The sequence below is a fragment of the Nonomuraea jabiensis genome, assembly GCF_014204795.1.
GTDB classification, from domain to species: Bacteria; Actinomycetota; Actinomycetes; order Streptosporangiales; family Streptosporangiaceae; genus Nonomuraea; species Nonomuraea jabiensis.
Genome location: NZ_JACHMB010000001.1, coordinates 2,713,624 through 2,739,513 on the forward strand (window position 1 = coordinate 2,713,624; position 25,890 = coordinate 2,739,513).

General features: G+C 69.1%; 27 protein-coding genes. 11 read left to right on the forward strand and 16 right to left on the reverse strand.

Annotated features, from left to right (window positions below; genetic code table 11):
* Positions 1 to 48: 48 nt before the first annotated feature.
* Positions 49 to 570, forward strand: a complete 522-nt coding sequence (locus HD596_RS11805; RefSeq protein WP_185069301.1) for a gamma carbonic anhydrase family protein — start codon at positions 49 to 51, stop codon at positions 568 to 570.
* On the opposite strand, the gene HD596_RS11810 is transcribed toward HD596_RS11805, so the two are convergent.
* Positions 542 to 1,444: a DUF1349 domain-containing protein gene (locus HD596_RS11810; RefSeq protein WP_185069302.1), complete on the reverse strand. Its 903-nt coding sequence runs from the start codon at positions 1,442 to 1,444 to the stop codon at positions 542 to 544. The two genes, HD596_RS11805 and HD596_RS11810, sit on opposite strands and share 29 nt — an antisense overlap.
* Positions 1,445 to 1,497: 53 nt before the next feature.
* Here HD596_RS11810 and HD596_RS11815 point away from each other — a divergent pair, with 53 nt between their 5' ends.
* The gene (locus HD596_RS11815) at positions 1,498 to 2,823 is read left to right on the forward strand and encodes a hypothetical protein (RefSeq protein WP_185069303.1); all 1,326 of its coding nucleotides are present in this window, start codon (positions 1,498 to 1,500) and stop codon (positions 2,821 to 2,823) included.
* A gap of 214 nt (positions 2,824 to 3,037) precedes the next feature.
* On the forward strand, positions 3,038 to 3,199 hold the full coding sequence (locus HD596_RS11820) for a hypothetical protein (RefSeq protein ID WP_020540796.1): 162 nt from the start codon (positions 3,038 to 3,040) through the stop codon (positions 3,197 to 3,199).
* 109 nt (positions 3,200 to 3,308) lie between these two features.
* On the opposite strand, the gene HD596_RS11825 is transcribed toward HD596_RS11820, so the two are convergent.
* The 7 genes from HD596_RS11825 to HD596_RS11855 form a co-directional block, all read right to left on the reverse strand.
* Positions 3,309 to 3,590, reverse strand: coding sequence for a metal-sensitive transcriptional regulator (locus HD596_RS11825; RefSeq protein WP_138670633.1), 282 nt, complete (start codon positions 3,588 to 3,590; stop codon positions 3,309 to 3,311).
* Positions 3,591 to 3,632: 42 nt separating this feature from the next.
* On the reverse strand, positions 3,633 to 4,700 hold the full coding sequence (locus tag HD596_RS11830) for a glycosyltransferase (protein ID WP_185069304.1): 1,068 nt from the start codon (positions 4,698 to 4,700) through the stop codon (positions 3,633 to 3,635).
* Positions 4,697 to 5,500 (reverse strand): hypothetical protein, encoded by an 804-nt coding sequence (locus HD596_RS11835; RefSeq protein WP_185078423.1) that lies wholly within the window; start codon positions 5,498 to 5,500, stop codon positions 4,697 to 4,699. The genes HD596_RS11830 and HD596_RS11835 overlap by 4 nt, the downstream gene beginning before the upstream one ends.
* A gap of 147 nt (positions 5,501 to 5,647) precedes the next feature.
* On the reverse strand, positions 5,648 to 7,753 hold the full coding sequence (locus HD596_RS11840) for a (Fe-S)-binding protein (RefSeq protein ID WP_185069305.1): 2,106 nt from the start codon (positions 7,751 to 7,753) through the stop codon (positions 5,648 to 5,650).
* 138 nt (positions 7,754 to 7,891) lie between these two features.
* Complete coding sequence (locus HD596_RS11845) at positions 7,892 to 8,476, reverse strand: TetR/AcrR family transcriptional regulator (protein WP_185069306.1); 585 nt, start codon at positions 8,474 to 8,476, stop codon at positions 7,892 to 7,894.
* Positions 8,477 to 8,588: 112 nt separating this feature from the next.
* The gene (locus HD596_RS11850; protein WP_221519290.1) at positions 8,589 to 9,359 is read right to left on the reverse strand and encodes a class I SAM-dependent methyltransferase; all 771 of its coding nucleotides are present in this window, start codon (positions 9,357 to 9,359) and stop codon (positions 8,589 to 8,591) included.
* Positions 9,356 to 10,165 carry a sugar phosphate isomerase/epimerase family protein gene (locus HD596_RS11855; protein WP_185069307.1) on the reverse strand — a complete coding sequence of 270 codons (810 nt, stop codon included), beginning with the start codon at positions 10,163 to 10,165 and terminating at the stop codon, positions 9,356 to 9,358. Before HD596_RS11855 ends, HD596_RS11850 begins: the two co-directional genes overlap by 4 nt.
* Before the next feature lie 85 nt (positions 10,166 to 10,250).
* Between HD596_RS11855 and HD596_RS11860 the strand changes: the two genes are divergently transcribed.
* The 5 genes from HD596_RS11860 (at position 10,251) to disA (ending at position 14,550) form a co-directional block, all read left to right on the forward strand.
* Entirely contained in the window at positions 10,251 to 10,949 is a 699-nt protein-coding gene (locus tag HD596_RS11860; RefSeq protein WP_185069308.1) for a class I SAM-dependent methyltransferase, read from the forward strand.
* 343 nt (positions 10,950 to 11,292) lie between these two features.
* A complete protein-coding gene (locus HD596_RS11865) occupies positions 11,293 to 11,661 on the forward strand; it encodes a MerR family transcriptional regulator (RefSeq protein ID WP_185069309.1) in 369 nt (122 codons plus the stop codon).
* Positions 11,662 to 11,663: 2 nt separating this feature from the next.
* Positions 11,664 to 11,969: a thioredoxin gene (trxA, locus tag HD596_RS11870; protein WP_185069310.1), complete on the forward strand. Its 306-nt coding sequence runs from the start codon at positions 11,664 to 11,666 to the stop codon at positions 11,967 to 11,969.
* Positions 11,970 to 12,026: 57 nt separating this feature from the next.
* Positions 12,027 to 13,433 carry a DNA repair protein RadA gene (radA, locus tag HD596_RS11875; RefSeq protein ID WP_185069311.1) on the forward strand — a complete coding sequence of 469 codons (1,407 nt, stop codon included), beginning with the start codon at positions 12,027 to 12,029 and terminating at the stop codon, positions 13,431 to 13,433.
* 40 nt (positions 13,434 to 13,473) lie between these two features.
* Positions 13,474 to 14,550 carry a DNA integrity scanning diadenylate cyclase DisA gene (gene disA, locus HD596_RS11880; RefSeq protein ID WP_185069312.1) on the forward strand — a complete coding sequence of 359 codons (1,077 nt, stop codon included), beginning with the start codon at positions 13,474 to 13,476 and terminating at the stop codon, positions 14,548 to 14,550.
* Between the two features lie 519 nt (positions 14,551 to 15,069).
* On the opposite strand, the gene HD596_RS61635 is transcribed toward disA, so the two are convergent.
* The 3 genes from HD596_RS61635 to HD596_RS11895 form a co-directional block, all read right to left on the reverse strand.
* Positions 15,070 to 15,270 carry a hypothetical protein gene (locus tag HD596_RS61635; RefSeq protein ID WP_246554366.1) on the reverse strand — a complete coding sequence of 67 codons (201 nt, stop codon included), beginning with the start codon at positions 15,268 to 15,270 and terminating at the stop codon, positions 15,070 to 15,072.
* 240 nt (positions 15,271 to 15,510) lie between these two features.
* Positions 15,511 to 16,029, reverse strand: a complete 519-nt coding sequence (locus HD596_RS11890; RefSeq protein ID WP_185069313.1) for a hypothetical protein — start codon at positions 16,027 to 16,029, stop codon at positions 15,511 to 15,513.
* A gap of 88 nt (positions 16,030 to 16,117) precedes the next feature.
* Positions 16,118 to 16,792, reverse strand: a complete 675-nt coding sequence (locus HD596_RS11895; RefSeq protein ID WP_185069314.1) for a hypothetical protein — start codon at positions 16,790 to 16,792, stop codon at positions 16,118 to 16,120.
* 79 nt (positions 16,793 to 16,871) lie between these two features.
* Between HD596_RS11895 and HD596_RS11900 the strand changes: the two genes are divergently transcribed.
* On the forward strand, positions 16,872 to 17,753 hold the full coding sequence (locus HD596_RS11900; protein ID WP_185069315.1) for an HhH-GPD family protein: 882 nt from the start codon (positions 16,872 to 16,874) through the stop codon (positions 17,751 to 17,753).
* On the opposite strand, the gene HD596_RS11905 is transcribed toward HD596_RS11900, so the two are convergent.
* Positions 17,746 to 18,165, reverse strand: coding sequence for a cupin domain-containing protein (locus HD596_RS11905; protein ID WP_185069316.1), 420 nt, complete (start codon positions 18,163 to 18,165; stop codon positions 17,746 to 17,748). The two genes, HD596_RS11900 and HD596_RS11905, sit on opposite strands and share 8 nt — an antisense overlap.
* A gap of 60 nt (positions 18,166 to 18,225) precedes the next feature.
* Between HD596_RS11905 and HD596_RS11910 the strand changes: the two genes are divergently transcribed.
* The gene (locus HD596_RS11910) at positions 18,226 to 18,690 is read left to right on the forward strand and encodes a MarR family winged helix-turn-helix transcriptional regulator (RefSeq protein WP_185069317.1); all 465 of its coding nucleotides are present in this window, start codon (positions 18,226 to 18,228) and stop codon (positions 18,688 to 18,690) included.
* 135 nt (positions 18,691 to 18,825) lie between these two features.
* Here HD596_RS11910 and HD596_RS11915 read toward each other — a convergent pair whose 3' ends face one another.
* On the reverse strand, positions 18,826 to 19,764 hold the full coding sequence (locus HD596_RS11915) for a sugar phosphate isomerase/epimerase family protein (protein ID WP_185069318.1): 939 nt from the start codon (positions 19,762 to 19,764) through the stop codon (positions 18,826 to 18,828).
* Between the two features lie 395 nt (positions 19,765 to 20,159).
* Between HD596_RS11915 and HD596_RS11920 the strand changes: the two genes are divergently transcribed.
* Positions 20,160 to 20,714, forward strand: coding sequence for a dihydrofolate reductase family protein (locus HD596_RS11920; RefSeq protein WP_185069319.1), 555 nt, complete (start codon positions 20,160 to 20,162; stop codon positions 20,712 to 20,714).
* A 205-nt stretch (positions 20,715 to 20,919) separates the two neighbouring features.
* On the opposite strand, the gene HD596_RS11925 is transcribed toward HD596_RS11920, so the two are convergent.
* The 3 genes from HD596_RS11925 to HD596_RS11935 all read right to left on the reverse strand — a co-directional run bounded on the left by HD596_RS11925 (position 20,920) and on the right by HD596_RS11935 (position 25,841).
* The gene (locus tag HD596_RS11925; protein ID WP_185069320.1) at positions 20,920 to 23,421 is read right to left on the reverse strand and encodes an ATP-dependent Clp protease ATP-binding subunit; all 2,502 of its coding nucleotides are present in this window, start codon (positions 23,419 to 23,421) and stop codon (positions 20,920 to 20,922) included.
* Between the two features lie 1,083 nt (positions 23,422 to 24,504).
* The gene (locus HD596_RS11930) at positions 24,505 to 24,837 is read right to left on the reverse strand and encodes a histone-like nucleoid-structuring protein Lsr2 (RefSeq protein ID WP_185069321.1); all 333 of its coding nucleotides are present in this window, start codon (positions 24,835 to 24,837) and stop codon (positions 24,505 to 24,507) included.
* A gap of 515 nt (positions 24,838 to 25,352) precedes the next feature.
* On the reverse strand, positions 25,353 to 25,841 hold the full coding sequence (locus HD596_RS11935; RefSeq protein ID WP_185069322.1) for an RDD family protein: 489 nt from the start codon (positions 25,839 to 25,841) through the stop codon (positions 25,353 to 25,355).
* Between the last annotated feature and the right edge of the window lie 49 nt (positions 25,842 to 25,890).

The following is a 25,890-nucleotide window of genomic DNA, read 5'->3' on the forward strand; positions in this document are numbered from 1 at the left end:
GTCCGCAACCGGAACGCCACAGCCGGACGGGGAATTACGATGGCTTGGATGTACATCGCATCATTGGATAACGGGGCAGTCCCGGACATACACCCTGAGGCCTTCATAGCCCCTGGCGCCGTCGTGGTCGGCAGCGTTCGAGTGGGCCGGGCGTCCAGCATCTGGTACGGCTCCGTTCTTCGAGGGGACGACGAGCGGATCGAGATCGGCGAGGAGTGCAACGTACAGGATCTGAGCTGCTTGCACGCCGATCCCGGCGAGCCGGCGATCCTGGAGGACCGGGTCAGCCTGGGCCACAAGGCCATGGTCCACGGCGCCCATGTGGAGACCGGCGCGCTGATCGGCATCGGCGCGATCGTGCTGGGCGGCGCCCGCATCGGTGCGGGCACCCTGGTGGCCGCCGGCGCGCTCGTCGGACCGGGCAAGAAGATCCCGTCCGGCGTGCTGGTGGCCGGTGTACCCGGAAAAATCGTACGCGAACTCACCGACGACGACCGGGCGTCCTTCGCCCGCACGCCGGACAACTACATGGCCAAGGCGCTCAGGCACCGGCAGGCGTCATCGCTTTGATCAGGACCTCGTCCGACACCGAGGCGGTGTTGAGCGCGTCCGCGTACTCGGGCAGCTCCGGGCGTAAGAACCGGACGAAGTCGACGGTCAGCTTCAGGTCGGGCACGCCCTTGACCAGCTTGGCGTTGGCCTTGGCCGCGTCCTTCTTGAGCAGGTTGTAGCTGTCCCAGTCGGTGTAGGCGGTGATGCCCCACTGGAGCACGTCGGGGAGGTTGGACGGCCAGCGCCGGCCGACCTTCCACTTGCCGCCCTCCTCCCTGTAGAGGGCGACGAAGACGCGGCCCACCCGGCCGAGCGCCAGGTCCACCCAGCCGCTCTTGACGGCCAGCTCCTGGGGTTTGGAGCTGCCGTCCTGGGTGTACTTCACCTCGACCTGTCCGCTCTTATCGGCCGTGCCGGTGGTGATCGACACCCAGTTGGGCTTGGCGTACGAGCCGGGCTGGCGGGCCATCAGCCCCCCGAGCGAGAACTTCCGCTTGGGCTGGCCGCCCTTCTTGCCCTCGACCTTGACCCTGGCGTACATGAGGACGTCGCCCGCCAGCTCCTGGTACACGAAGGGGCCACGGAAGCCGTCGAACCAGGCCGAGGTCCTGGGCTCCAGATACAGGGAGCCCTTCACCGTCTTGTTGATGTCGAGCTTGCCGATCCGGTCGACGTCCTTCTCCGTCTCGCTCAGCTTGGTCCACATGGACATGTCCGTCGCGTTCTGGAACTCCGTGGACGCCTCGCCCACCTCGCCGCCGGGCTCCGGCGCCTTGGCCTTGTCCAGCGTGAGCACGCCGGGCCCCGTCGGGGACGGCTGCGCCGTCGTGGTCGTACCGCATGCGGAGAGCGCACCGACCACCGCCAGCACCCCTGCAACCTTCGCCCTCATAACGGTCATTCTGCCGTGAAATGCCGATGGATGATTTGGACGCTCCAAGTACGATGGCGCCCGTGCGACCCTGGGATGCGTTCACCTCCGCCGAGGCGGAGGTCCGAGCGATGGTCGCGGACCCGCGCTGGCAAGGGCTTTCCGTCCCCGACCGGGCCCACGTGCTGGCCGCCAGAATACTTGTGACCCCAGATGGCGACCGATGGCTCTTCGGGGTGCACGCGCGCTGGCATCTGCACGATCCGGCCGACGGCCGCTGGCACCTCGCGCCGCCGCCGAGGGGCGCCCGGGCGCGCCAGGTGCGGCATCCCGCGGCGGTGCTGCCGGAGGACGTGATCCCGTACGGGCCCGACTTCCACGCCGAGCCCGGCTCCACCCAGGCGTTCATCGGTCCGGACGTCTCCGAGAGCCTCACCGAGCGGCTCAGGGTGCTGCTGCGCGCCAGCGGGCTCAAGTCGGAGCTGGACTACCCGCTGACGGCCTTCGACGAGATCTTCGGCTCCGACGTGCCGAGCACGGTGGCGGCCGTCTGGGGCGCGATCATGTGGTGCGCGTACGCGCCCGCGTTCGACGGCAACGAGCGGCTGATCACGGTGTTCGGCGAATACCTGCGCCGCCCGCTGCCCGGCGACGAGTGGGTGCGCTGGCTGCCCGCGCCGCCGCTGCTGGACCTCGCCACGCTCGTCGCCGAGCGGCAGCGGGCCGGGCAGCCGCGGGCCGCGCTCAGGCTCGCCGCCACCATGGCGGACGCGGCCCAGATCCTGATGTCCGACACCCGCTTCAGGCCGCGGGCGCTCGCCCTGCTGACGATGGTCGAGCCCATGCTGCGCCGGCCGGGGCTCGACGACGCCCACACCGACGCCGAGGCCCTGCGCGCGGCCTGGCTGGAGCGTTGCCCGCGGCGGCTGTGCCGGGCCCTGCTCGTCGAGAACGACCCGGCGGCGGACTTCTCGCACGCCGTCTACGACCTGGTCGAGGCGCTGGCCTTCATGCCCGACCCGCCCATGGCCGCCGCCACGTTCCTGGCCGACCTGTCGGACTCCAAGGGGCGGTTGCCGGCCCTGCTGGACCACCGGCTCAGGCGCGCGTACGAGGAACTGGAACGCGCCGGGCTGACCGGGACCTCGGCGAGCGAGTCGACCGAGCCGGACGGCTTCCCCGTGCCCGGTCAGGTGCTGACCAAGCCCGCGGCGGTGGTGGAGATCGCGCCGCCGGACCGGGCGAGCACCGCGGCCGTGCTCGGGGCCGCGTACGCGACCGGGCTGGCATGGGGCCGGCTGACGGGGGCCAAGGTGCCGGAGCGGGGGCTGGCCGGGCAGACGGCGCTCGTGCACAGACTCATCCACGAACGCGACGACAACCACACAGACCACACCTAAACCACTAATATCGTTATTTAACCCTTACTTCGCCTATATCGTTCTAACGCTCAGGTAACAGGCAATTCTCCGAATTGTGATCTTTGATTCGGGAAATGATCCGGACCGGGGCCCCCGCGGTTCGGAAAGGAATGACTCCGATGGGCCATGTTGCCAGAAGGGTCGCCGCCGTAACCTCGTAGAGGGTGTGGGCTGCGGAAGGAAGGACGACGCGGTGGGGCACGACGACCTGGACTCTCGGGTCCACGACCGTGTCGCGTTGGACGAGATTGCGCTCTACGCCGAGGTGCTCACGGCCGTGGCTGTCAGCGAGCGGCGGCTGACCTTGGACGAACTCGACGACGCGCTCGGATTGCGGACTTCGGCGAGCCGCTGAAGGATCAACTCGATTACTAGCCCCGGAGACCTAGTCAGAAGGTTTCCGGGGTTTCCCATAACTAGTTAATCCCTCGGTACGTCCTCCTTCTGGAGGAGGACCGCCGCGCCTATGAGCGGACGAGGCGCGCGATGGCCGCCGAGGCCTCCTTGACCTTCGCGTCGGCCTCCGGCCCGCCACTGTTGATCGCGTCCGCCACGCAGTGGGAGATGTGCTCCTCCAGCAGCCCCAGCGCCACGGCCTGGAGCGCCCGCGTGGCCGCGGAGACCTGGGTGAGCACGTCGATGCAGTAGGCGTCGTCATCGACCATGCGCTGCAGGCCCCTGATCTGACCCTCGATCCGCCTGAGACGCGTCAGATACGCCTGCTTGTCTCCGCTGTACCCATGCATGCTTCTACGGTACCCGTAACGGGTGGGGGGTGCCCTGGTCGTTCAGCGGAGGTCGGCGATGAGCTTCTCCCACTGCCCGGCCACCTCTCCGGCCGCGTGGCGCACCGCGGTGTCCAGGGCGCCCGCCGCGAGCGAGCGCCGCCTGCGCTCGTCGTCGATCAGCGCCAGCAGGGCCGCCGCGAACAGCTCCAGACCGCCCTCGGTCTCCGGCACCAGCACCCCGTTGTAGCCCGTCGCCACGAACTCCCTGGGCCCCCTGGCCCCGTCGAAGGCCACCACGGGCACCCCGCAGCCCATGGCCTCCAGCACCGCCATGCCGAGGTCCTCGGTGAGCGAGGTGGTGGCCACGATCGACGCCTTGGCGAACTCGCCCGCCAGGTCGGGCGTCGTGCCCATGAAGTAGACGTGGTTGTGCAGGCTGAGCTCGCGGACCAGCGCGCGCAGGCGCCGCTCCTCCGGCCCGCCGCCGTACAGGCGCAGCCGCCAGTCGGGGCGCTTGTCCGCCACGATCGCGAACGCCTTGATCAGCCGGTCGTACGCCTTGACCGGCACCCACCGGCCGCCGGCGGCCACGATCCGGTTGTCCATCCGCGAGCGCGGCCACGGCCCGTCGGGCAGCGCGTCCAGCAGAGAGGTCACAGGAGGGCCGTCGGTGAGGAGCTTGCTCCATTCCTCCTGGGCCGACTCCGTGGCCGTCACGACGGCGTTCAGGCGCGGATAGAACCGTTTCACCGGCCCTGGGACGGCCGGCCGCCCCCACTCCCTGGCGATCTTCAGGGTCTCGCGCGGCGCGTGCCTGGCGGCCTGGACGCCGAGCCCCGGCCGCGTCGTGATCAGCACGTCGGACTTGAGGTTGCGCAGCAGCCGCCACAGCGCCACCTCCGCGCGGACCTGCCCGCGCGGGAACAGGTGCCGGACGCCCGGCCTGGCGTCGATCAGGCTGCGCATGGTCACCTTGGGCCCGACGGGGAAGAACGGCTTCTCCTTCTGACGCCGGACGCTGATCACCTCGACGTCGTGCCGGTCGGACAGGGCGGTGGCGAGGTTCAGCGTGGCGCGGACGTCGCCCCTCATCGCGTACGCGGAGGCGAGGACCAGGCTGACCTTCATCCGCCCACCTCGATCCGCAGCTCGTCGTCGGCGGTGTAGCAGGGCCTGATGGGCACGCCGTCCACCGTGGCCGAGGGATAGTGCAGCCGGCGTCTCTTGCCGTCGACGTCGTCGAGCCGCGAGCCCAGCTTGAGCGGCGTGGGCACGCCCTCGACCTCCAGCGCGGGCTCCCAGGTGCCGGAGCTCGCCACGGCGTCGGGGTCGGCGCCCACCACGTCCACGAGCGACACGGCGGCGTGGAAGCGCACGCCCTGCACGGTGGCGGTGGCCGACAGCCGCGCGCTGGTCTGCCTGCGGTCCAGTCTCAGCACGGCCTCATGGCGGGAGTCGTCGTCATCGAGCCCGGTGTACGCCAGCAGGCCCATCACCTCGAAGCGCCCCTCCCTGAACCAGATCGAGCGGACCTCGGCCACCGGCTCGGCGTCGGAGATCTTCAGCGCCAGGAACCCGTTGCGCGTGCGGTACGAGCGGTAGGCGAGGGTCCGCCTGCACAGCGCGTACGCGTCGAGGTGGTCGAGCGAGAAGCCCGGATCGACGCTGCGCAGCCTGCTGCGCTTGCCGTCGCGACGCAGGTAGGCGTCCCAGCGCCCGGCGCTGAGCTCCAGCGGCGCCAGCGAGACCGCGACCGTGGCCTCGCGCGCCCGAGCGCCCGGCGTGCCGAGCCGCACGTCGCGTTCCACCCCCGTGGTGCGGTGCCTGAGCACGAGCTCGGTGCCGTCTTCCAGTGGTGCGTCGATGGCGAGCCGGAGGGCGAGGACGTCGGCCAGAGTGACTTCGGCGTCCGTGACGACGACGCCCATCACGAGCCCCCTCCCCGTCGAATAGAGCCATGCGACGTTGAGGTTACCGTGATTTTCCCGTTATGTGGATGCTGGATTTCGCGCACTCGACCCTCTGACGTGCGAAACTCCTCCACAAAATCTGTGGAGGAGTCCGACAATCGGTGGTCAGGAAGCACCCTTGACCGATTTGATCAACAGCTGGGCCACGTCCACGACTTCGAGCGATTCCTTGGCCTCGCCGCTGTTCTTCTTCTCGTTGATCGCGTCGCCGAGCATCACCATGCAGAACGGGCAGGCGGTCGAGACGGTGTCCGGATCGGTGGTCAGCGCCTCGTCCACGCGTTCGGTGTTGATGCGCTTGCCGATGCGCTCCTCCATCCACATGCGCGCGCCGCCGGCGCCGCAGCAGAACCCGCGGTCCTTGTGGCGGTGCATCTCCTGGGTCCGCACGCCCGGCACCTTGGACATGATGTCGCGGGGCTGGGAGTAGACCTTGTTGTGGCGGCCCAGGAAGCACGGGTCGTGGTAGGTGATCTTCTCCTCGATCGGGGTGATCGGGGTGAGCAGGCCCTCGTCCACGAGCTTCGACAGCAGCTGCGTGTGGTGCACCACCTCGTACGTGCCGCCGAGCTGCGGATACTCGTTGGCCAGGGTGTTGAAGCAGTGGGGGCAGGTGGCGACGATCTTCTTGACGCCGGCCTCGTTGAGCGTCTCGATGTTCTGCTGGGCGAGCATGTTGAACAGGTACTCCATGCCCAGGCGGCGGGCCGGGTCGCCGGTGCACGCCTCCATCGGGCCGAGCACCGCGAACTTCACGCCCGCGATGTGCAGCAGCTCCGCCACGGCCTTGGTGGTCTTCTTGGCCCGGTCTTCGAGCGCGCCCGCGCAGCCCACCCAGAACAGGTATTCGGCGTCCTCGGGCATCTTGTCCTCGACCATCGGGACCTCGAAGTCGAGCTCCTCGATCCAGTCGGCCCGCTTCATCTCGGACATGCCCCACGGGTTGCCCTTGTTCTCCAGGTTCTTCACCATCACTCCCGCCTCGGACGGGAACGACGACTCCACCATCACCTGGTAGCGGCGCATGTCGAGGATGTGGTCGATGTGCTCGATGTCCACCGGGCACTGCTCGACGCAGGCGCCGCAGTTGGTGCACGACCAGAGCACGTCGGGGTGGATCACTCCGTCCTCGCCGACCAGCGGCTTGTCCAGCAGCGCGAGCACGTCGGTGTCCTTGTGCTCGACGCCCTGCTGGGCGGCCAGCAGGTACGGTGCCACCTTGAAGGCGTGGTCACGCTGGTCGAGGATGAGCATCTTCGGCGACAGCGGCTTGTCGGTGTTCCACGCCGGGCACTGCGACTGGCAGCGGCCGCACTCCGTACAGGAGTAGAAGTCCAGGAAGCCCTTCCACGTGGTGTCGGCGATCTTGCCCCGGCCGAGCTTCTCCGGGTCGAGGTCCTCGTCCTCGAAGTCGACGACCTTGCCCGCCACCCGCATCTCCGGCGCGCCGCCCAGGCCGTCGGGACGGCGCGAGAACAGCACGTTGAGCGGCGCGGTGAAGATGTGCAGGTGCTTGGAGTTCACCACGATGACCAGGAACACCAGCATGAAGCCGATGTGCAGCAGCAGCGCGATCTCCTCCAGCAGCGCGCTGGCCGGCAGCACGTCGCCGAGCGCCAGCGAGACGAACGCGCCGGAGGAGTAGGGGAAGTTGCCGTTGGCCGCCGACGCGCCCCTGGCCAGGAACAGCGTCCAGATGATGTTGAAGATCATGAACAGGACGAGCCACGCGCCGCCGAGGTGGGAGCCGGAGAAGCGGGAGCGGCGGCCGAGCTTGTCGGGCGAGTTCTTGATCCGGATGGCCGCGAAGGCGATCAGGCCGAGCACGCAGGCGACCGCGATGAAGTCCTGCAGGAAGCCGAGCACGGCCCAGGTGCCGATCAGCGGGATGTGGAAGTCGGGCGTGCCGGTGATCGCGCCCTGGATGATCGCGCCGTACGCCTCGATGTAGACGGTCAGCAGGATGAAGAACGCCCACATGACGAAGAAGTGCGCGACGCCGGACGGCGTCCACTTCAGCAGCTTCTTCTGCCCGAACACCTCGACCAGCTGCGCCTTCGCCTCGTCGGCCGCATGGGTCTTGGCGTAGTCGATCCGCTCGGGCGCCGGCGGCCCCACGGTCGCCAGCTTGAACAGGAACAACGCCCTGCGGCCGGCGACGGCCACCGCGAGGACGGTCATCACGAGCCCGATGATGGCTACCCAGAGCACAGGGTCCTCCCACAGACGACGTTGGCTGTCAGCGTACGGTCACCCGTCGCACAGACCGTTACCCGGATCCTACCCGCGAGTAACATTTCCGGCGTACGCGACATACCCTATGGTCATCGCCTTGTGCAGAACAATGCTCTAGCCGGTGAAGTACCTCTGGATGGTCGGCGCGAGCACCTCCACGAGCTCCTCGTGACCGGCGCTCGCCAGCGGCTCCAGCCTGATCACGTAACGGGCCATGACGATGCCGTACATCTGCGCGAACGCCGCCTCGATCCGCAGGTGCGGCACCTGCATCCGGTCGGCCACCTGGAAGAGCAGCGCGTTCGTGAAGAACTCCCGGACCATCGTGACCGCCTGCTCGTTCGTCATGGCCGAGCGGATCAGCGCCAGCATCGGCTCGCGCGTCTCCGGGTTGGCGGTGACCTGGAGGAGCATGCGTACGAGCCGCTCGCCGACCTCCTCGCGCGGACCCTCGACCAGCACCTTGACGAGGTTCTCGGGAGAGAACGGCAGCCGCATGGCCGCCGCGAACATGCCCTCCTTGGTCTCGAAGTAGTGGTGCACGAGGGCGGGGTCGACGTTGGCCTCGCGGGCGATGCCGCGCACGGTGGCCTTGTCGAACCCCTTCTCCGCGAACACCTTCCTGGCCGCGGCGAGGATCTCCCCCCGCGTGTCAGCCGACCCCGGCCGACGCCCAGGCCTTTTTTTATCCGTGCTCATGGCCTCCGCTCCGCAGAGGCGGCTCGGTCGCTGGGGAGCCGCCGCCTTCCCTCGTCGCTCTGGTCGCTACGCTCCCGCCGCTCCTCAGTCCAGGCGACGGCGCTCCCTCGCGTCACCTACCCACCGCCAGGTACACCCGCATGGGAACGGAGAGCACGCCTTCGGGAAACTCCCTGCGCAGCTCGGCGCGCTGCCGCTCGACCAACTCGTCGGCGGCCTCCGGCGGCAGGGCCGCCATGTAGGAGTGGGAGCGCAGGTCGAGCAGGAAGTCCTCGATGCCGACCAGCCGGGTCCAGGGGATCCAGCGCTCCTCGATCACCTCGAAGGCCGAGGCGATGGGCGGCGCCGACCACTGCTCGACCGCCGGCCCGTAGTAGGTCGGCACCGCCTCCGCCAGGCGGGCCTCGTAGGCGGCCAGCCATTCGGCCTGCGCCGCGTGGTTGAAGTTCCAGCAGCCCACGATGGCCCCCTCGGGCCGCAGCACCCGCCGGGCCTCGGCGATCGACGCCACGGGGTCGAGCCAGTGCCACGACTGCGCGTACGTCACCAGGTCGGCCACGCCGTCGGCCAGCGGCAGCGCGTTGCCGTCGGCCAGCACGGCCGCGACGGAGGGCGTCCCGCTCTCCGACCGGGAGACCAGGCGGGCCAGCATCTCCGCGCCCGGGTCGACCGCGATGACATGGGAGCCGCGCGCCCTGAGCGCGCGCGTCATGATGCCGGTGCCCGCGCCGACGTCCACCGTGGTGGCGCCGTCGAGGTCGAGGCCGGTCACCTCGGTCAGGGCGCGGTACATCTCGTCGGGATAGTGCGGCCGGCCCGCGTCGTACGCGTCGGCCACCCGCTCGAACATCCGGCCCAGACCCCTGATCGGCCCTATGTTCATGAGGACGCCGCCAGGTGCAGCCGGGCGAACGCCAGCCCCTCCGCCAGGTCGTCGATCCGCTCGGTGCGGCTGGCCGCCTTGCGGGTGTTGATCTCCAGCACCACCAGCCCCGAGTAGCCGGTGTTGGCCAGCCGCTCCAGCATCGGGGCGCACGGCTGGTTGCCCCTGCCGGGCACGAGGTGCTCGTCCTTGTTGGTCACCCCGAGGCCGTCGGCCAGGTGGAGGTGGGCCAGCCGGTCGCCGAGCTTGACGGCCATCTCCATGGCGTCGGAGCCCGACACGGCCGTGTGCGACAGGTCGAGCGTGACCTGCGGGAAGTCGTAGTCGATCGGATTCCAGTCGGGCGAGTAGGGCACCACGTCGTTGCCCCGCGCCTTCAGGGGGAACATGTTCTCGACCGCGAACGTGACGTCGGTCTCGTCACGCATCCTGGCCAGCCCCGTCTCGAACTCGCGGGCGTACTCGCGCTGCCAGCGGAACGGCGGGTGGACCACGACCGTCGCGGCGCCCAGCCGTTCGGCGGCCTTCTGCGCCTTGACCAGCTTGGCCCAGGGGTCGCGGCCCCAGACGCGCTGGGTGACCAGCAGGCAGGGCGCGTGGATGGCCAGGACGGGGACCTGGTAGTGGTCGGACAGCCGCTCGATCACGTCGATGTCCTGACTCACGGGGTCTGCGCCCACCATGATCTCGACACCGTCGTAACCCAGGCGCGCGGCCAGCTCGAACGCGTCGGGAGTGCGTTCCGGATATACCGAAGCAGTGGACAATGCGATCTTCGCATTGGGCACGCGGATGACATCAGCCACGCTGCCAGCCTAAGCCGGTGGAGCCGATCTGGCGCGAAAGCCCCTTTGGTGAGCCGCGCCCGGCGGGCTGGCTTAACTTTGGGGCATGCCACGGATAGCGAAAGGTGCGATCCCCAGCCCGAACATCTGGAACGCGCCTCAGATCTACGAGCTGGAGAACCGCGCCGTCGACCCCGAGGGCGCCGCCGACGAGGCGATGCGCGCCCTGCGCCCCTGGAAGGGCGCCACCGTGCTCGACATCGGCTGCGGCACCGGGTTCCACCTGCCCGCGCTCGCGTCCGAGGCCGCGCAGGTGATCGGCGTGGAGCCGCACGGCGACCTGGCCGCGCTCGCCGTACGCCGCTGCGCCGCGCTGGCCAACGTGGCCGTCCACGCCGCCGCGGCCCAGGACCTGCCGCTGCCCGACGCGAGCGTGGACGTGGCCGTCGCGCGCTGGGCGTACTTCTTCGGCCCCGGCTGCGAGCCGGGCCTGCGCGAGCTGAACCGGGTGGTACGCCGCGGCGGCGCGGCCTTCGTCCTCGACCTCGACGCCACGCGGGGGGCGTTCGGCCGCTGGTTCTCGCGTACGGTGCCGACGTACTCCGTCCGGGAGGTCGAGTCGTTCTGGGACCGCCAGGGCTGGCAGCGGCGGCCTCTGGACCTCAGGATGGCCTTCGAGCGGCGGGCGGACCTGGAGGCGGTGCTGCGCATCGAGTTCACGCCCGAGGTGGCCGAGCAGGCCATCGCCGAGACGCCCGGCCTGGAACTCCCCTACCCGAACGTGCTCCGCTGGCGCTACTACTGAGTTCATGGCCTCTGCTCCGCAGAGGCGGGCTCGGTCGCTGGGGAGCCGTTGCCTTCCCTCGTCGCTCTGGTCGCTACGCTCCCGACGCTCCTCAGTCCAGGCAACGGCGCTCCCTCGCCTGTTCATGGCCTCTGCTCCGCAAAGGCGGGCTCGGTCGCTGGGGAGCCGTTGCCTTCCCTCGTCGCTCTGGTCGCTACGCTCCCGACGCTCCTCAGTCCAGGCAACGGCGCTCCCTCGCCTGTTCATGGCCTCTGCTCCGCAAAGGCGGGCTCGGTCGCTGGGGAGCCTGTTCATGGGCGCGCGGCTTGACATTGACGTCGGTGTCAACGTTTACCGTTGTGGCATGCGCATCGGAGAGCTGGCGGAACGTACGGGGGTGAGCACCCGCTCACTTCGCTATTACGAGCAGCACGGCCTGCTCAGAGCCCGCCGCGGATCCAACGGCTACCGTGACTACAGCGAGGACGACGTCAGGCTGGTGTCCGAGATCCGGGCGCTGCTCAGCATCGGGTTCACGCTGGAGGACACCCGGCCCTTCATCGACTGCCTGCGCCGGGGGCACAGCTCCGGAGGCTCGTGCGCGGAGTCGGTCGAGGTCTACGAGCGCAAGCTCAGCGAGATCGACGAGGAGATCCGCGTCCTGCTCGCCCGCCGTGCCGAGGTCGCCGCCCAGCTCGCGCAGTCGTGCCCAGGTTGCTTCGTAAGGGGATAGAAATGATCACGTTGACCACCGAGAACTTCGAGGAGCAGGTGCTCAAGAGCGACAAGCCGGTGCTGGTCGACTTCTGGGCGGAGTGGTGCGGGCCGTGCCGCATGGTGGCGCCGGTGCTGGACCAGATCGAGGCGGAGCACGGGCTGACCATCGGCAAGCTCAACACCGACGAGAACCCGGAGCTCATGGCCCGGTACGGCGTGATGGGCCTCCCGACGATGCTGCTGTTCGAGAACGGCGAGCCGGTCAAGCAGATCGTCGGCGCCAAGCCCAAGCGCATGCTGGTCTCCGAGCTGGGCCTGGAGTAGCGGCCGGGGGCGCGTACCTGTCGAGGATTGTCGGCACGTCCCGCTAGCCTGCTCGACATGGCCAAGACTGCCCAGAAGCCCGGATACCGCTGCGCCGAGTGCGGGTGGCGCACCACCAAGTGGGTCGGCAGGTGCGGCGAGTGCCAGGCGTGGGGCACGGTCGAGGAGGAGGGCGCGCGGGCCGGCGCCAACGTCGTCCAGGCGGGCGCCACCACCGCGCCCGCGGTGCCGATCGGGCAAGTCAAGGCCGAGATCGCGACCGCGCGCACGACCGGCGTGGGCGAGCTCGACCGGGTGCTCGGCGGCGGCCTGGTGCCGGGGGCGGTGGTGCTGCTCGCGGGCGAGCCGGGCATCGGCAAGTCCACGCTCCTGCTCGAGGCCGCGGCCCGCATTGCCGAGCGCGAGACGGTCCTCTACGTGACGGGCGAGGAGTCGGCGGCCCAGGTGCGGCTGCGGGCCGACCGCATCGGCGCGATCCGCGACCGCCTCTTCCTCGCGGCGGAGACCGAGTTGTCGGCCCTGATCACCCACGTGGAGAAGGTCGAGCCCACGCTGCTGGTGGTCGACTCGGTGCAGACGATCGGCTCGGCGCAGGCCACCGGCGTGCCCGGCGGGGTGACGCAGGTGCGCGAGGTGGCCGCCAACCTGGTCCGCCTGGCCAAGGAGCGCAACATGGCCACCGTGCTGGTCGGCCACGTCACCAAGGAGGGCTCGATCGCGGGCCCGCGCACGCTGGAGCACCTGGTCGACGTCGTGCTCAACTTCGAGGGCGACCGCCACTCCAGGCTGCGCATGGTGCGCGCGATCAAAAACCGCTTCGGGCCGACCGACGAGGTCGGCTGCTTCGACCTGCACGAGCGCGGCATCGAGGGCATCACCGACCCGAGCGGCCTGTTCGTCTCGCGGCGCAGCGAGCCGGTGCCCGGCACCTGCGTCACCGTCACGGTCGAGGGCACCCGCCCGCTTCCCGCCGAGGTCCAGGCCCTGGTCGCCCGCACCGAGGCGCAGCAGCCCAGGCGCACGTCGTCGGGGCTCGACACCTACCGCGTGCAGATGATCCTCGCGGTGCTGGAGCGCCGGCTCAACGCCCGGCTGGGCGGCTGCGACGTGTTCACCGCGACCGTGGGCGGCATCAAGCTGGCCGACCCGGCCGTCGACCTGTCGGTCATGCTCGCCGTCGCGAGCGCCGCCGGCGACAAGCCGCTGCCGCCGGGCCTGGTGGCGCTCGGCGAGGTGGGCCTGGCCGGCGAGCTGCGCCCGGTCAAGGACGTACGCAGGAGGCTGACGGAGGCGGCCAGGCTCGGTTTCAAGCGGGCCCTCGTGCCGACCGGATCGCTCGAAGAGGCCGGCCGCAAACGTAACGGACAGCGTGCTCTGGTGCCGGTGGGGCCGGTGGCGTTCGCGCCCGGGTTCGAGGTGGTGCAGGCGGAGAACGTCTGGGACGCCCTGACGCACGTGACCTAGCGCGGCTAAGCTGAGCGTGACCGATCGACACGGGGGTCAGGTGGATAGGAGTCTGGACGACCGCCGTCGCGAGGCCTTGGCCGCGGTGGCCCCGGGCACGCCTCTGCGCGACGGCCTGGAGCGGATCCTGCGCGGGCAGACCGGCGGGCTGATCGTGCTCGGCTACAACAGGGTCGTCGAGGAGCTGTGCAGCGGCGGCTTCGAGCTCGACGTCGACTTCTCCGCCACCAGGCTGCGCGAGCTGGCCAAGATGGACGGCGCCATCGTGCTGAGCGGCGACCACAAGATCGTACGCGCCGCCGTGCACCTCGTGCCCGACCCGTCCATCCCCACCGACGAGTCCGGCACCCGCCACCGCACCGCCCAGCGCGTGGCCCGGCAGACCGGCCTGCCCATCATCGCCATCAGCAAGTCGATGCGCATCATCGCCCTCTACCTCGACGGCATCCGCTACGTCCTGGAGGAGTCGGCGGCCATCCTCTCCAAGGCCAACCAGGCCCTGGCCACCCTTGAGCGCTACAAGCACCGCCTCGACGAGGTCTCCGGCACCCTGTCGGCGCTGGAGATCGAGGACCTGGTCACGGTCAGAGACGTCTCCGCGGTGGCCCAGCGGCTGGAGATGGTCCGCAGGATCTCCGACGAGATCAAGGGCTACGTGGTGGAGCTGGGCACGGACGGCCGCCTGCTGTCCCTGCAGCTCGACGAGCTGGTGGCGGGGGTCGACTCGGAGCGGGAGCTGGTCATCCGCGACTACCTCCCCGCCCCCTCGGGCCGCCGCCAGCGCCGCCTGGTCGAGGCGATGCACGACCTGGACAAGCTGTCCGGCAGCGAGCTCCTCGACCTCTCGGCCGTCGCCCACGTCCTGGGCCACGCCGGCGCCGACAAGCTGGAGAGCCCGGTCAGCCCCCGCGGCTTCCGCCTCCTGGCCAAGGTCCCCCGCCTCCCGGCCACGGTGGTCGACCGCCTGGTCAACCATTTCGGCGGCCTGCAGAAGCTGCTGGCGGCGAGCATCGACGACCTGCAGGCGGTGGGCGGGGTCGGGGAGTCCCGCGCCCGCAGCGTCCGCGAGGGCCTCTCCCGCCTGGCCGAATCCTCCATCCTGGAGCGCTACGTCTAAAAGCATCGTCTTCGCATGAGGGGGGCGCTACGCGCCATCCGGCTGCTCAGGCAGCGCCTCCCAGGGGCTCCGCCCCTTCGACCCCGCAAACCCCCGCTCGCTCCGCTCGCCATCACCCGCCCGTTGCCCGATTACCCGGTGGGCCTGCTGGAGCCCGCCCCGAGCGGCCGTCCTCGCCGGTTCCGTACTCGGAGATGTGCTCGCGCAGGATCTTGACCAGTTCGGGAGGGATGGGCACCGGTCGAACGTCCTGCCTGCCCCGGTGCTTGAGGCCGCGTTCCTCGTGAGCGTCCCCGGTACCGGTCCGCTGCGTGTTGACCTCGGGGCGAGACACGTCGATCGTCAGCCGTCCCCAGCCCTCAGGCGGTAGGTGGCAGTCCTGAATACGGAGGCCACCGCTTCGGCCGGTCGGAGGGCGGCGTAGTACATGCAGGCGAAGAGGGCCATGAGCCGCCGGGCCTCTGCCGCGACGGCCGACATAGGTCACCGCGGTCAGCAGTTCTTGCGCCTGGCACGGGTTTACCACAACGCGGGGTCTACTGTCTCTGTGGTCTTGGGCGGCTTCCACTTGATCTTGTGCAGCGGATTTGCCGGAAGTTCGTCCAGCTCTACCGCGTACTCCAGGAAGGCGTGGAAGACGGCACGCTTGCGGGCGATCGTTGTGGAGGTTGCCGCCTTGCCGTCGAGGCGCAGCGTCAGGGCGTGCAGGGCGAGCCGCACCGTCTTGGTCTCCTCCAGGTCGGTCAGGTCGAGCGAGGCTGAAGTCGAACTGCCGGCGCAGCAAATCGCATCGAGATACGTTCATCAGGACACGTTGACAGGCTCCGCCGGCTCCGGCGGGGGTCACGGGTCGATGGCGTAGTGCCGGGTGGATCAACTGACCCCTCAACAGTCCTCCGGGGCCATCGCGGCGCTGGGGCCAGCTCGACCGACGCCCAGGTTCACACCCGGCCTGGACGTTCAGACCCTGAGGCAGTCCTGCTTGGCCATCACGAGGCTCATCTCGACCACTTCGCCCTTGCTCTCGTTGAAGAGGTAGTACGCCTTCCTGTTGCCGGGCACGGTGGCGGCGGGGTAGCCGCCCGGGCCGCGCCGCAGCTTGGGATAGGCGGCCTTGAGCTGCGCGCTGGAGGAGCCGATCCCGATACCCTTGGGGGTCCTGGCGCCGGGAGGCGCGACGATCACGACCACGCCCAGCTTCTTCGAGATGTACATCCCCACTCGGTACTCGTTGTACTGGCTCTCCTTGAGGTCATACGTCGTGCACCTGGCGGAGTCTCCGTCAGGCTTGCGAACGATCCTCCCGGTGGCCCTGGCCTTCGCGGCGGTCATCCCGAGCTTCAGGTTGCCGTACCCGAGCGGCCCGAAGGCCGGCTTGCGCTCGACGGCGGCGGGCGCGGACGCGGACGCGACGCCGACCGGCACCAGGCCCACCGTCAGCGCCGCTACCAGAACCGAACGGCCGATCGTCTGTCTCATCACGACTCCTCCATGATCACATGACCGGCTCACCCTACTGTGCGTCCAGATCATGTGTGGAGAAATCACGACATGTGTGCGGGCCCTCTCAGCGGAGGTGGAAGACGCCCTTGACGGTGCGGAGCTGGCCCATGCGCACGGTGGCCACGTACGTACCGGGCAGCGCGGCGGCCGGGGTGGAGCGGCAGTCGCTGCTGGAGCGGTGCCGGTTCCAGACCAGGGACCGGACGTACGGCACCCCGCGCTGGAGCTCCTTGACCTCCGAACCCGCCCCGCTGACACAGTCGGCGGTGGACCAGATGCGGTCGGCCCCCGAGGTGATGCGGATCTCCATGGCGCGCGGCCCCACGTCGGCGGTGCACATCACGGAGCCCGTGTTCACCAGGGTGACCAGGAACGTGGGCTGGCTGTCGCCCGTGTAGATCGGCTCCTTGCCGCCCTGCATGCTGAGCACCAGGTCCTGCTCGGTGCAGGGGTCGCCGGGGCGCCTGGGGAGCGCCGCGGGGGTCGGCCTGGGGGCGGACGGGGACGGGGACGGGCTGGCCGTGCCCATCGCGAGGGTACGCAGGCCCGCCAGCAGGGGATCGACCACGGGGGTCGCACTCGGTGACGACTTCGCGCTGGACGCGCGTTCCGGCCCGCTGCTCCCGCTGGAGCACGCCCACGCCACGACGGCCACCACGACGAGCACCGCCACCAGCACGCTCATCCGGCGCCGCCAGTAGACGTCACCGCCGTCGCCGCGCATAGTATCCGGATCCATAGGCACAGGATGGTAGCCGTACAGCTACAAGGAGTGACGACACGCCGAGGGGCCTCGTTCTCCGAATACGCTTGACCGCGTGGTTGAGCCGAACCTCCTGCACGTCCCCGTTCTGGACTGGTACGAGGACAACGCCCGAGACCTCCCGTGGCGCGCCCCCGACGCGACCCCGTGGGGCGTGCTGGTGAGCGAGATCATGCTCCAGCAGACCCCGGTCGTACGCGTCCTGCCCATCTGGCACGAGTGGATGGACCGCTGGCCCACCCCCGCGGCGCTGGCCGCCGAGCAGCCGGGAGAGGCCGTACGCCACTGGGGCCGGCTCGGTTACCCGCGCCGGGCGCTGCGCCTGCACGCCTGCGCCAGGGCCATCACCGACGAGCACGGCGGCGAGGTGCCGTCCGACCACGAGACCCTGCTGTCCCTGCCCGGCATCGGCGAATACACCGCCGCCGCGGTCGCCAGCTTCGCCTACGGCGGCCGCCACGCCGTCCTGGACACCAATGTCCGGCGGGTCTTCGCCAGGGCGGTACGCGCCGAGGAATACCCTCCCACGGCCACCTCAGCGGCCGAGCGGCGGCTGGCGGAGACCCTCCTGCCCGAGCTGGGCGCGCCCCGCTGGGGCGTGGCCGTGATGGAGCTGGGCGCCCTCGTCTGCACGGCCCGCGCCCCGCGCTGCGCCGACTGCCCGATCAGCCAGGTCTGCGCCTGGCGCCTGGCGGGCAAGCCGCCGCACGCCGGCCCCGCGCGCAAGGGCCAGACGTACGCGGGCACCGACCGGCAGTGCCGGGGCCGCCTGCTGGAGGTGCTGCGGAAGGCCCACGGCCCCGTCCCCAAAGCGGCCCTGGACGTGGTGTGGGACGACGCCGTCCAGCGCGAGCGCGCCCTCGACGGCCTGATCGCCGACGGCCTGGCCGAGCACCTGGACGACGGCACCTACCGCCTCCCCCACGCGGCTATCTGACCCAGAGCGGCACGAGGCGCTCGGCGTCCTTGGGCGCCAGGTCGCAGGCGTCCGGCTCCGACAGCCCGCTCGGGTTGTAGGCCTGCGCCCCGGCGGGGGCGGCCACGATGGACACGAATCCGCGCTCCGCGTCCGCGAACATCTGGCGGCTCACGTCGGCCGGCAGCACCATGGTGTCTCCCGGGCCCACCTCGACCCGCTCGCCGCCCAGCTCGACGACGGCGGACCCCTCGAGCCAGGTCCACACCAGCTCGACGTCGAACGCGTGCACCGGCCCCACCATGCCCGGCTTGGCGTCCACCCGCCACATGGCCTGGCCCGTCGCCCCGCCCTGGGTCGGAGAGGCGAGGGTGGTCATGACGCCGTTGGGCGTCTCGGTCTTGCGGGAATCGGCGGCCATGACAACAGACATCGATGAACTCCCCTAAGATAGGCAACTACGTTGTCTATATAGTTAACCAGGTTGTCTATCATGTCAAGCCCAGGCTTCGAACTTCCGCTGCGACTGCTGCTCGCGTTCAGGATGCTGATCGACGAGCTCCACGCCGAGCTCGCCCGGCAGGGGCATCCGGACATACGGCCCATGCACGGATTCGTCATGCAGGCGATCGGCCCGCACGGCACCACGGCCGTCGAGCTGGGCCGCACGCTGGGGGTGTCCAAACAGGCGGCGGGCAAGACCATCGACACCCTGGAGCGCATCGGCTACGTGGAACGGACCGCCGACCCCCACGACACCAGACGCAAGATCGTCCGGCTCACCCCGTACGGGATCGACGCCCTGGACCGGTCGGCCCGCATCTTCGACACCCTGCGCGCCCGCTGGGCCGCCGAACTCGGGGAGGACCGCCTGCAGGCCCTGGAATCGGACCTGCGCAGAATGACCCCGGCCAACCTCTGGCGCCTCGACACCCCGGGCTGGTTCGGCAGCCTGTAACGCACCCTGTCCCCGGTCACGGATGCCGCCCGGCCGGGCTCACGGATGCCGCTCGGGCGAGCGGCGCTCGGCCCGGGTGGCGGCCCTACAGGCCGCGCTCAACCCGGGCGTTGCCCCTACAGGCCACGGCCACGCTCAGGCGGCCAGTTGAAGGCCCAGGCTGGTCAGGTTCGTACGGGCCCAGGCCAGCTCTTCGGCCAGCAGCGACACCAGGGCACCCGGCCCCTTGGCGCGCCCCGGCACCATCAGGTTGTGCGTCTCGACCTCGATGTGCGCACTGCCGCTCACCGCGCCCGACAGCATGGCCGTCAGCGTGTCATGCAGTACGGCCCCCGTGCTCGGCGTCTCCCCCGTGTGGTTGTGCACGTGCCCCAGCTTGACCACCGGCGCGCCGGCCTCGGCCAGCCCCTTGAGGGCCGCGCCCGGCTCCTCGGCCCCGCAGGCGAGGTGGCAGGCGTCCAGGCACACGCCCAGGTGCTCGGAGTCGATGCCGCCGACCCGCTCAAGGGCCTGCTCGGTGGTCTCCAGCACGCACCCGGGCCACGGCTCGAACCCGACCCTGATGGTCTTACCCGTCACGCTGTAGATGCCGCGCAGCTCGCGCGCCAAGCGCTCCAGCCGGCGGGTGGCGATGGAGTGCAGGTCGGCGGGCCAGTCGCGGCGCCACCCGATCGGGATCGTCGAGATGCTCCCGAACCGCACGTCCTCCGGCAGCAGGAACGCCAGGATCTTGGCCAGGGCCATGGTGTAGCGGTAACGCTCGGGCTTGGCCCAGTCGGGGCCGGGGACCTCCTGGTTGCGGCCGCCGGTGCCGTTGAGGCTCACGACCTCCAGGCCGCGCTCCTCCAGGGAGCGGCGCAGCCGTACGAGCTCGATACGGTCGGCCGTGAGGTGGTCGGCGACGCTCGGCGACAGCCACAACCCGATGCCCATCCGCTCCACGCCCAGCCGCTTGCGCACCGGAACCGCGTAGCGGGTCAGGTGGGCGATCAGGTTCTCCAGGTCCTCGGCAGGGTGGATGCCCGCGTTGTAGGCGAGGTGAACGAGCGTTCCGTCATTGTGACGCAGGCGCATCGGTTTCCTCCACGGCTTGCTCTTGTGTTCCGTCGCCCGCCTTGGACGATGCTGACCCTTGAGAGCATGGCTGCTCGTTCGGGAGGTGCGCGTCAGCCCTGAGTTGATTTGACGCTACTCCCCAGGGAGCAGACCTCAGCCTAGGAACACGATCTTGTGATTCGCTTGGATGCGACTTGGCGGTGCTCTACGCAGTGTAGTACTACTCGCGGTGGCAGCACACCCGGTACCCCAACAATCACGCAAGGCCGCTTCACCTTCGGCCCTGGCCGTCCGATACACCAACGGTTCCGGTCCATCCAGAAAAGCGCCGTACGGCCGCCCCGCCGACGATGAGTTCCGGCGCTCCATCGAGTCTCCATTCCGGACGACCGCTACGGCCAAGGAGGAATTTTATGGGCAAGGTCATCTACTGGATGAACACCTCCATCGACGGCTACCTCGAGGGTCCCGACGGTGGCATGGACTTCATGGAGCCGGACGACGACTTCCGGCAGGCGGCGAACGACCATGTTCGCCAGATCTCGGCGTTCCTGTTCGGGCGGCGGCTGTTCGAGGCGATGGAGAAGCCCTGGACGGAGGACCTCGGCAAGGAAGGCGCCCCGGCCGTCGAGCGGGAGTTCGCCCAGCTCTACAAGGAGACGCCGCGGTACGTCTTCTCCGACACCCTCCAGACCGTCCCCGAAGGGGTCACGCTCGTCCGCCGTAAGGACGCCGCGTCCGTGGTGACGCGCCTCAAGCAGGAGATCGACGGCACCCTCCAGCTCGGCGGCGCCGAGCTGGCCGCCTCCTTGCTGGACCTGATCGACGAGTTCTGGGTGTACGCGCTCCCCGTGATCATCGGGGGCGGCAAGCCGTACCTGCCCGTAAGAGAAGCACTGCGGCTGCGCCTGGTCGAGCACCGTTCCTTCGCCTCGGGAACCATGTTCCGGCGCTACGTACGACGCTGACCGACCAGGCGCGCACCCCGCGCGGGCGCACCACGAGGGCCCTCAGTGGCCGTACGCCCGTGCGGAACCCCGGCCGAGGCACATTCGCCACCCCGGCCGCGTGCAGTGCGACGAAAACCAGCACCACCCCAGAGGCGTAGGCCGCAGGAGGCGGGAACGCGAAAACCCCCGTGTGAGGGATTCACACGGGGGTTTTCGGGATCCGTCAGTGCTGGATCGGAGCCGCGATCGCGGCGGCCGAGTCGGGGACCTTGGAGGCGGACTCGCCCTTGAAGATGAACTTGGCGTTGTCGCCTTCACCCTCGATGGTCACCTTGACGACCTGCCCCGGCCGGAGCTCGCCGTACAGGATCTTCTCCGACAGGGAGTCCTCGAGCTCGCGCTGGATCGTACGGCGGAGCGGACGGGCGCCCATGACGGGGTCGTAGCCCCGGTCGGCCAGCAGCTGCTTGGCCTCGGGCGAGACGTCGAGCCCCATGTCGCGGTCCTTGAGCCGAGCGTCCACCTGGGTGAGCATCAGATCCACGATCTGGATGATCTCCTTCGGCGTGAGCTGGTGGAAGACCACGATGTCGTCGACACGGTTGAGGAACTCGGGCCGGAAATGCTGCTTGAGCTCCTCCTGGACCTTGGCCTTCATCCGCTCGTAGTTGGACTCGGTGTCGTTGGACTTCGCGAACCCGACCCCGATGCCCTTGGAGATGTCGCGGGTGCCGAGGTTGGTGGTCATGATGATGACCGTGTTCTTGAAGTCGACCACCCGGCCCTGGGCGTCGGTCAGGCGACCGTCCTCCAGGATCTGCAGCAGCGAGTTGAAGATGTCGGGGTGGGCCTTCTCGATCTCGTCGAAGAGGACCACGGAGAACGGCTTGCGCCGCACCTTCTCGGTGAGCTGGCCGCCCTCCTCGTAGCCGACGTAGCCGGGGGGCGAGCCGAACAGCCTGGAGACGGTGTGCTTCTCCATGAACTCCGACATGTCCAGGCTGATCAGAGCGTCTTCGTCGCCGAAGAGGAACTCCGCCAGAGCCTTGGACAGCTCCGTCTTACCGACACCGGAGGGACCCGCGAAGATGAACGAGCCACCGGGACGGCGCGGGTCCTTCAGGCCGGCGCGGGTGCGCCGGATGGAGCGCGACAGGCCCTTGATGGCGTCGTCCTGGCCGATGATCCGCTTGTGGAGCTCGTCCTCCATGCGGAGCAGGCGCTGCGACTCCTCCTCGGTCAGCTTGAAGACCGGGATGCCGGTGGCGGTCGCCAGGACCTCGGCGATGAGCTCCTGAGTGACCTCGGCCACGACGTCCATGTCGCCGGCCTTCCACTCCTTCTCCCGCCGCTCGCGCTTGAGCTGGAGCTGCTTCTCCTGGTCGCGGAGGGCAGCGGCCTTCTCGAAGTCCTGCGCGTCGATCGCGGACTCCTTGTCACGGCGGACGTTGGCGATCTTCTCGTCGTATTCGCGCAGGTCCGGCGGAGCGGTCATCCTACGGATGCGCATCCGGGAACCGGCCTCGTCGATGAGGTCGATGGCCTTGTCGGGAAGGTAGCGGTCGCTGATGTAGCGGTCGGCCAGCTGCGCGGCGGCCACCAGCGCGTCGTCGGTGATGGACACGCGGTGGTGCGCCTCGTAGCGGTCGCGCAGACCCTTGAGGATCTCGATCGTGTGGCTGAGCGAGGGCTCGGCCACCTGGATCGGCTGGAACCGGCGCTCCAGCGCGGCGTCCTTCTCGAGGTACTTGCGGTACTCGTCGAGCGTGGTCGCGCCGATCGTCTGCAGCTCGCCGCGCGCCAGCATGGGCTTGAGGATGCTGGCCGCGTCGATCGCGCCCTCCGCGGCGCCCGCGCCGACGAGCGTGTGCAGCTCGTCGATGAACAGGATGATGTCGCCGCGCGTGCGGATCTCCTTGAGCACCTTCTTCAGGCGCTCCTCGAAGTCACCGCGGTAGCGGGAGCCGGCGACCAGGGCGCCGAGGTCAAGCGTGTAGAGCTGCTTGTCCTTCAGCGTCTCGGGCACCTCGCCCCTGACGATCTTCTGCGACAGGCCCTCGACGACGGCGGTCTTGCCGACGCCGGGCTCGCCGATGAGAACCGGGTTGTTCTTGGTCCTCCGGGAGAGGACCTGCATGACCCGCTCGATCTCCTTCTCGCGGCCGATGACCGGATCCAGCTTGCCCTCACGGGCCGCCTGGGTCAGGTTGCGGCCGAACTGGTCGAGCACCAGGGAGGTCGACGGGGCCGACTCCTGCGGACCGCCTGCCGCGGCCGGCTCCTTGCCCTGGTAACCGTGGAGCAACTGGATGACCTGCTGCCGGACACGGTTGAGATCAGCTCCAAGCTTGACCAGCACCTGGGCGGCCACACCCTCACCCTCGCGGATGAGCCCGAGCAGGATGTGCTCGGTGCCGATGTAGTTGTGGCCCAGCTGCAAAGCCTCACGGAGCGACAGCTCGAGGACCTTCTTGGCCCGCGGGGTGAACGGAATGTGCCCCGACGGAGCCGACTGGCCCTGGCCGATGATCTCCTCGACCTGCTGGCGCACACCCTCAAGGCTGATCCCGAGGCTCTCCAGAGCCTTGGCGGCCACGCCCTCACCCTCGTGGATCAAACCAAGAAGTATGTGCTCAGTGCCGATGTAGTTGTGGTTGAGCATCCTGGCCTCTTCTTGGGCCAGGACGACAACACGCCTCGCTCGGTCGGTGAACCTCTCGAACATCTCGTCGCTCCTCACAGAGCGGTCAGTCAGGTCCGGTAAATCCGGGCCCGTCATCCCGCATGCTAGCCCTGGCTCGGCGAACCGTGCCCTCTGCCACTGACACGCTCTATAGCAGACACGTTCCCCGAGAGCAGGGCGTTCACCCTCATCCAACTACTGTTCGGGGGTGACGTGTTCCCGATACGCCGCAAGCGAACGAGGTTTAGGACGCTTCGCGGAAGCGTCAAAAAAATTGCCCCCTGCGGCGCACGCGGTACACACGGATCGGCCATCGGACGCGCCGGGGCGGAGTCAGCGTTGGGGCGCCACTTCGCCCGCACATCCCAGATGCCGCGTCCGTATCGTTACGTAATCATCCTATGTAGCGGAGGGCCGCCGTCCAAACGGCCGCTCTACGCCCTGAGCACAACGCGGCACGGGCGGCGCACCAAGGGAATCTTGCATCCGGTCAGCCCGGTTACCAACTTCATCTCGCATGATGAGACCCCGCCTCGCGCGGCGCCCGGGATTCGTGGCACTTCCGCGCAGTTGAGAAGGCACGGCATTGTGCGTAGATGCCGGGGAACGGGGATTGTCCGAGCCCTGCTCGGGTTCGCGGGTTTTGCCCGCCGGCGGGGATCCCGGCGCCCGCGGTATTGCCCGTCGCCACGCGTCCCGCCCGCGCCGCTTTACCCCGGAGCCGGGCGCGGGTTTACGCTCAGTGAGATCGCCCGTATACACCCGGCACCGCCCCGTAGATCGCTTCCGGGCTATACGGCGCCGGGTTTTCCGGCATGGCGCGTTCCATGAGCGCGGGGATCGCTCGTGACGTACGGACGCGAACGTACGTTGAATGGGGCATGGCCGCCCCGCCCGGCTTTCGGCGCGCGACTACGGCGCCGTCACATATGTGGACGACCGCCGGTGAAACAGCGTCGCGGGCGAAGCCGAACACGCAGCCAAAACGCCCGCATATGTGCACAGGAAGATCACACTCCGGGCGTCCGGCTTTCGAGTTCCGGCCCCGGATAACGATCATGCGCTTATGGCGGCCGCCGGGGTCCTAGGCGAACGGCATAAGCGCATGGTCGATCGTCGGCTTGCTCAGTGGGCCGCTTCGTACTTCTCGACGACCGTGGAGGCGATCCGGCCGCGCTCGCTGACCGGCAGGCCGTGGGCCTTGGCCCACTGCCGGATCTCCGAGCTCTTCTCGCGGCTCATCGCCCTGCTGCCGCCGCGACCGCGGCGACGTGTGGTGACGGCGCCCGCCCTGCGCGCGTGCTGCACGAAAGGCGTGAGTGCGTCCCTCAGCTTCTTCGCGTTAAGGTCGCTGAGGTCAATCTCATAGGACGAGCCGTCAATAGCGAAGCTGACCGTCTCATTGGCCTCGCCCCCATCGAGGTCATCGATGAGAATCTCCTGGATCTGCTTGGCCATCTACGCAATCCTTTCGCGGAGCATTGTTTCATTCGCCTGCCCAAACATATACCCGGAAAGGCGCGGAGACAATTCAGCGCAGCGGGGATTCGGCTGACTGGCCGATCAGTTCTGGCCCTCGGCCTGATCCTCGCGGTTTCGGCGGCCCCCCAGGGCCTCGGACCGGACCAACTTCACTACGCCAAAGATGAAGGCACCCCCGACCACAGCAGGGGGGATGAGCGCTGACAATACGTCTGTTAGGGCTTCCATTCGTCCTCGCCTCCACGGCTTGCGGGGTTTCAGGGGCGCATTATGCGGATGGGAGCGCGCCCAGGAGGGGCGTTGCGGCCCTCACGACGCGCCAGGTGACTACCGTTCGCACCCGACCATAGCGGCGCACAGATGCCCTGCGCCTCGCAGGTCACCACATCCGGCAACCTGGATGCCCCATAGCCTAATGCCAGTCTCTCCAGGCTCCTTACCGGATCAAGGGAAAATTTTTGGAATTGGCGTCCTGCCAGGCACGGGATGGATCAGCGAAGATCTTTTACCACGCGTGTTCCGGCCAGCCTGTCGTGCGGCCCGCGTTCCAGGGGCTTGTCGATCAGGATGAGCAGGCCCACGCAGAACAGGAGCATTCCGGCAACCAGATTGGCCACGGGAATGCCCATCAGCATGACGGGGCCCGGATAGACCAGGGACCGTTTGAGCAGCGCCCTGGAGGCCACGTGGGGCGGCGCCAGGCGAATCCCCATGATCGCCTTGCCGAACGTCCGGCCGCGCCGGTAATGCGCCCACCAGTCGTAGCCCGTATAAGTCAGCCCCACCGCGAGCCACGCGAACACACCGGGCAGCCGGCCGTCCAACGCCGCCAGCATCCCGACAGTCCGGAAGACGCCCCACAGCGCGATGAACAGAATGTAATAGAGCACCCCGAAGGCGAACGCCTCAATCGCCCGGGCGGCGAGCCGTTCCCACCATTCCGCGGGCGGCGCGTCCGCCCCCGGCGGTGACCCGGCCATAACCCCCCACCTCGCGTCATCAGCGGCTCAGGTTCCCCATTTTGGTACG